The sequence below is a fragment of the Actinomadura sp. GC306 genome (assembly GCF_004348665.1).
In the GTDB taxonomy this organism is placed as follows: Bacteria; Actinomycetota; Actinomycetes; order Streptosporangiales; family Streptosporangiaceae; genus Spirillospora.
This window is the reverse complement of the sequence record NZ_SMKM01000385.1, coordinates 1-4,757: the sequence shown is the minus strand read 5'-3', so window position 1 is coordinate 4,757 and position 4,757 is coordinate 1. Positions and strand designations below refer to the sequence as shown.

Genomic DNA, 4,757 nt, shown 5'->3' with positions numbered 1-4,757 from the left:
GCAACACCCCGTCCCCCCGGTCCTCCCGGTGACAGGCGCTCCAGGAAACCCCCGACCCCTCGAACGCCTCCCGCAGTGCCTTGTACATCACCCGCCGGACGGTCCGCCGGTCCTCCTCACTGCGCACGTGGGATCCGTAGGCCGCGATGTCCGTGAACACGACGGAGCAGTTCTGCCCGACCCACCCTCCGGACGGAACCCCGGCGGTAAGCGACGCAAGGCCCCCCGACCCGGCGGCCCCTGGGTCTCCACCTTCGCCGTCGCCGCCGTCACCGTCCCCGTCGCCGCCGTCGTCGCCCGCGCCGCTGTGCGCGCGCCCGGCCCGGGGCTCGCACGAGCATCGCCGGTCGGCCGCGCCGCTGAGCCGCCGGTACACCTGCTCCTCCATGGCGCCGAGCAGGTCCGGATGATCCGAGACCAGCTCTCTGAACTGCTCCGTCGTAATGAACAGCCCGCGGACCGCCTTCGTCGTGACGACCGTCGCCGACCGGGAACTCCGATGCAGCGCGGCCCGCTCCCCGATCAGGTCGCCCGGCCCGCGCACGGCGATGATCCGCTCGCCGCCCGCCGGCCCACCGTAGATCCTCGTGTAACCGGCCTGGATGAGGATCACGTGGTCGGCGACCTCCCCCCTGTGCCACACGACCGCCTCCGGCGGAAACTCCACCGTCCGCGCCGTCTCGACAAGCCGCGCCCGCTCCGCGCAAGTGAGCGAGTCCCAGAAGGTTTTCTGCGCGTCCGCGGCCCATCGCGATGCCGTTCCCGCACGGATGGCGGGCGCGGCGCCGGGAGGCGGCGCGGAACCGGCCGGCCCGAGGACGCCCTGCCCTGCCATCTCCAGCAGGGAGTACTGCTCCTGCGTGTCGGTCTCTTCCGCGACCGGCGTGTCTCCGTCCTCGCCGGGCGGCCTGCGGCGGATCGCCGCTATCGGCTGGGCGAACGCGAACGCGTCACTGCGCTTCAGCGCTTCGACGTCGGCGACCGACTCGACGAACTGCAGACCCTTGGAAGTGGCCATCCACTGGTTCCGCGTGAATCCGGCGACCGGAATGCCGATCAGCACCAGGACTCCGGCGCTGATCAGGCCGGCCGCTCCGGCGATGACCCCGCCCGCGCCGAGGATGGCGACGATGCCGGACATCAGGGTCACAGACTTGGCCAGTGCCGCCGTGCCGGCGGTCCGTCCCGCCGGACGGGACGCCGGGGTCTGCGCCGTGGTCTGCGCCGGAACGTTCTCACCGGTGGCTCGGGCGGCACGGTCGCGGCCCTCACCGTTCAGAATCTCCATGGGCGCTCCCGCGACAGGCGGTTCCAGCGCTGGCTCGGAGGCGTGAGGTGGGCGGCCGGCCGCCGCCCCTCGCTGGCTGACTCGAACATGGGGAAGTTCCCGTCGTGCCGAAGGACAGGTCACTGCGGGCGCTCCCGCCGGTGGGTGGCGCCCGTCGTCCCGGAGTCGGACACAAGGTCCGGCACGGGGTCCCGGGAATCGCGTCGCTGACTAAATCTCGCGTGGACTTCAGTAAACTTCCAGTCTTGCTTCTGATGTTTGCTCTACCCTCTGAACTTAGCGGTGAAGCGTCGGTTCGAGATTTCACGACCGGACCACAAGCCCAGGGCCCGTGCACTTTTACAGGGCCAGAGAAGGCCGCTAGCTGGGGTTTCACTCACAACGGAGAACGGTATGAAACCTTTACCCCGGGAGTGAACTTCAGCTGAAGGAGTATCGGTGGAGCGTGAACAAGATCCGGCCCAGGTCCTCGCCCACCGCCTGCGCACGCTCAGGAAGGAACACTGGCCGGGCACGACGATCACGCAGGCGCAGCTCGCCGCCGCATTGGGCGGCGACAAGCCGCTCAGCGTCCCGCTGGTGTCGTCGTGGGAATCGAGAAGCAAGCCCAGGATTCCGCCGATCAACAGACTTGACGACTACGCCACCTTCTTCGCCACACCTCGTTCCCTCGACGGAGGAACTCCGCATCTGGTCGGCCCGGCGGAGATGACGGCCGAGGAACTCCAGGTCAAAGACGACCTCCGAAGAGAGCTCATGCGACTACGCAATAGCGCGCTGGGGGCCACCTCGGCCCTCCCGATCCCCGAACCCGGCGCCGGATCGCCGGATCCGGGCCTGTGGACCTTCGGCGACGGCAGGACGATAACGCTCGTCTGCGCTCAGTTGCCTGCCGACAAGCTGGCGAAGATGCCCTACAGCGATCCGGCCGATCCCGACTACATCGCCCTTTACAGCTACGCCGACCTGGATTCCCTGTTCGAGCTGCACGGGCACGTCCGGGCGAGCAATCCGACGAGTCAGGTGAACCTGCGGACCGCGCAGCAGCTCGAATCCGACGACTACACGACCCACCTCGTCCTGGTCGGCGGCGTGGATTGGAATACCGCCACCCGCTCGGCGGTCCACCGGCTCGACCTCCCGGTCGAGCAGGTGAGCGACTGGAGCACACCTGAGGGGGCCTACTTCGAGGTCCGGGACGCCGACGAGCCTCAGCGGTTCCTGCCCCGACTTGAGCAGACGGATGACGGGGAGCGCCTTCAGGAGGACGTTGCCCTCTTCGCCCGTGCCGTCAATCCGTATAACCACAAACGCACAGTGACCATCTGCAACGGAATGTACGGAAGAGGGACGTACGGCGCCGTCCGCGCGACGACCGACAAGAATTTCCGGGACCGGAACACCACGTACATCCGTGGACGGTTCGGCGACAGTGAAACGTTCCTCATCCTCACCCGCGTCCTCGTGGAGAACGGTGTCCCGTTGACGCCCGACCTGACCCTCGAAGAGAACCGGCTCTTCGAATGGGCGGCGCCGCCACAATGACCTCGGCCCTCACTCTTGATCACCACGGCTCGCATCGGGACCTGCTCTGGCATCCCGACGACACCGGCTCGGCCCAAGCGCGCATCGACGCGATCATCGTCCCCACCATGCGCGCTCCGGCGCACCTCGCCGAGGCCGCGCGCATCGCGGCCTTGCTCGAATGCCCGCTGGTCACGCTGCACAGCGGTAGATATACGAATGCCCGGCACGCGGCACGAAGGCTCCCCCCGGACACCGATCTGATCGCCATCGACATACCCGGTCAGGAGGCTCTGCGGCTTCCGGAATTCAAGACCTCCCGGCTGCTCAAGGGCCGGTTCGCGCGTAAGACCGATACCAGCGCCAAGCGCAACTTCGCACTGATGCTCAGCCATCTAATGGGCTGGGAACGCATCGTCTTCCTGGACGACGACATCACCGTAGGAGCCCCCGAGGACTTCAGGACGGCGGCCGGCCTCCTCGACACCTACAGTGCCGTCGGTCTGTCCATCGGCGGTTTTCCTGACAACTCGGTCGTCTGCCATGCCTACCGCGACGTGGGCGGCGATCAAGAGTCGTTCATCGGCGGCGGCGCCATGGCCATCGAGGTCACCCGCCACCGCTCGTTCTTCCCCAACATCTACAACGAGGACTGGTTCTACCTACTCGATGCCAAGGCCGGACTCCGGCAGCTCGCGGTGACGGGAAAGGTCGTCCAGCAGCCGTACGACCCGTACAGGACGCCCGACCGGGCCCGGGGCGAGGAGATCGGGGACGTCCTCGCGGAGGGGGTGTTCTGGCTCCTCGACCAGGGACGCACCGTGGCCGAGGCGGATCTGCGGCACTGGGCGGACTTCATCGCGCGGCGCGGCAGGTTCATCGACCACGTGCTGAGCCTCGCAAAGGTGTCCCCGCGGATCAAGGACGACGCCGAGCGGAGCCGCATGATCGCTGCGTTGCTGGCGGCGCGGGGACGGCTGGCGCACATCACGCCGGAGCTTTGCCAGGGATTCATCAAGGCTCTGGCGGACGATCAGGAATGCTGGCAGCGGCATGTCGACAGGCTTCCCAAGGACCTGTTGATCGACGACGCGCTGGACCGCCTGACGAAGTTCGGACGGTCGCCGCTCGTGCGGTATATCAGCCGGAAAGAGGCGCGGCCGTCGCCGGTGACCGCGGCCGGGCGCAGCGGCAGGGGTTGAGCCGCTCCTACTCTCCGGAGGTGCCGCGGCCGGCTTGTTTCCGGTACATCTCGACGGCGTAGCGGAGCCGGGCGCCGACCAGGAGCGCCTCGTCGTCGGGGCAGCCGAGGAGGCGGGCGACCAGCTCGATGACCTGGTCGTCCGACAGGTCCGGCTCGCGCGCGGCGACCCGTCCGACGATCTCGACGAGCTCGGGCCGCTTGTAGGTGGCGATCGACTGCCCGCGCCTGACCTGCGCCGACCCGGACGCCGTATCGTTCGGCCGGCCACCGGGCCTGCCCCAGAGCGCAGGGATCTCCGAGGACGGATCCGCCGGTGGCCGCAGCTCCGCCGGCTCCTCCTGGCGGGCACGCACTGGTTCGTCCGGGACAGGCTCCGCCGGCGCGGAGTTCGGGGAACGTGCGGGGAGCCGTGGTGCGTCCAGCCGCCGAGGAGGCAGGCCACCCCCGTGCGCCTCGCGATTCCGCGCGTTGAGCCGAGGTGGTGGACCGCCCGCTCCCGGGGCGGACGGAATCCTGCGCGGCGGGCTCTGGTCGTGCTCGTCCGGCGGTTCCGGGCGGCGCGGGCGCGGGGGGCGTTCCTCATCGTCCGGCCGCCGCAGTCGGCCGCTGGGCGCTGGGGTGGATGGGAGCCTGCGGGGCGGTCCGGACGGTCGCGACGGCGGGCGCTGGTCGCGTTCGGTCGTTGGTTCCGGGGTGCGTGAGGGGTGTTCTTGCGGGCGGGCGCCGGCCATCGGGGTGGAC

The 4,757-nt window shown here is 69.1% G+C and carries 4 protein-coding genes; 2 read left to right on the top strand and 2 right to left on the bottom strand.

Annotation, left to right across the window (positions count from 1 at the left end; all coding sequences use genetic code 11):
* The coding region (locus tag E1200_RS31275; protein WP_131955933.1) for a cyclic nucleotide-binding domain-containing protein at positions 1 to 1,288 on the bottom strand (1,288 nt) is incomplete at its 3' end.
* A gap of 438 nt (positions 1,289 to 1,726) precedes the next feature.
* Between E1200_RS31275 and E1200_RS31270 the strand changes: the two genes are divergently transcribed.
* Positions 1,727 to 2,833 (top strand): helix-turn-helix transcriptional regulator, encoded by a 1,107-nt coding sequence (locus E1200_RS31270; RefSeq protein WP_131955931.1) that lies wholly within the window; start codon positions 1,727 to 1,729, stop codon positions 2,831 to 2,833.
* A complete protein-coding gene (locus tag E1200_RS31265) occupies positions 2,812 to 4,014 on the top strand; it encodes a hypothetical protein (RefSeq protein WP_131955929.1) in 1,203 nt (400 codons plus the stop codon). Before E1200_RS31270 ends, E1200_RS31265 begins: the two co-directional genes overlap by 22 nt.
* Before the next feature lie 7 nt (positions 4,015 to 4,021).
* Here the strand turns inward: E1200_RS31265 and E1200_RS31260 are convergent, their stop codons facing one another.
* Positions 4,022 to 4,369 carry a hypothetical protein gene (locus E1200_RS31260; RefSeq protein ID WP_131955927.1) on the bottom strand — a complete coding sequence of 116 codons (348 nt, stop codon included), beginning with the start codon at positions 4,367 to 4,369 and terminating at the stop codon, positions 4,022 to 4,024.
* Positions 4,370 to 4,757: the final 388 nt, after the last annotated feature.

What these genes read in the sequence shown, in the direction of transcription:
- E1200_RS31265 (WP_131955929.1), top strand. Translation starts at nt 2,812, where the DNA reads ATGGGCGGCGCCGCCACAATGACCTCGGCCCTCACTCTTGATCACCAC.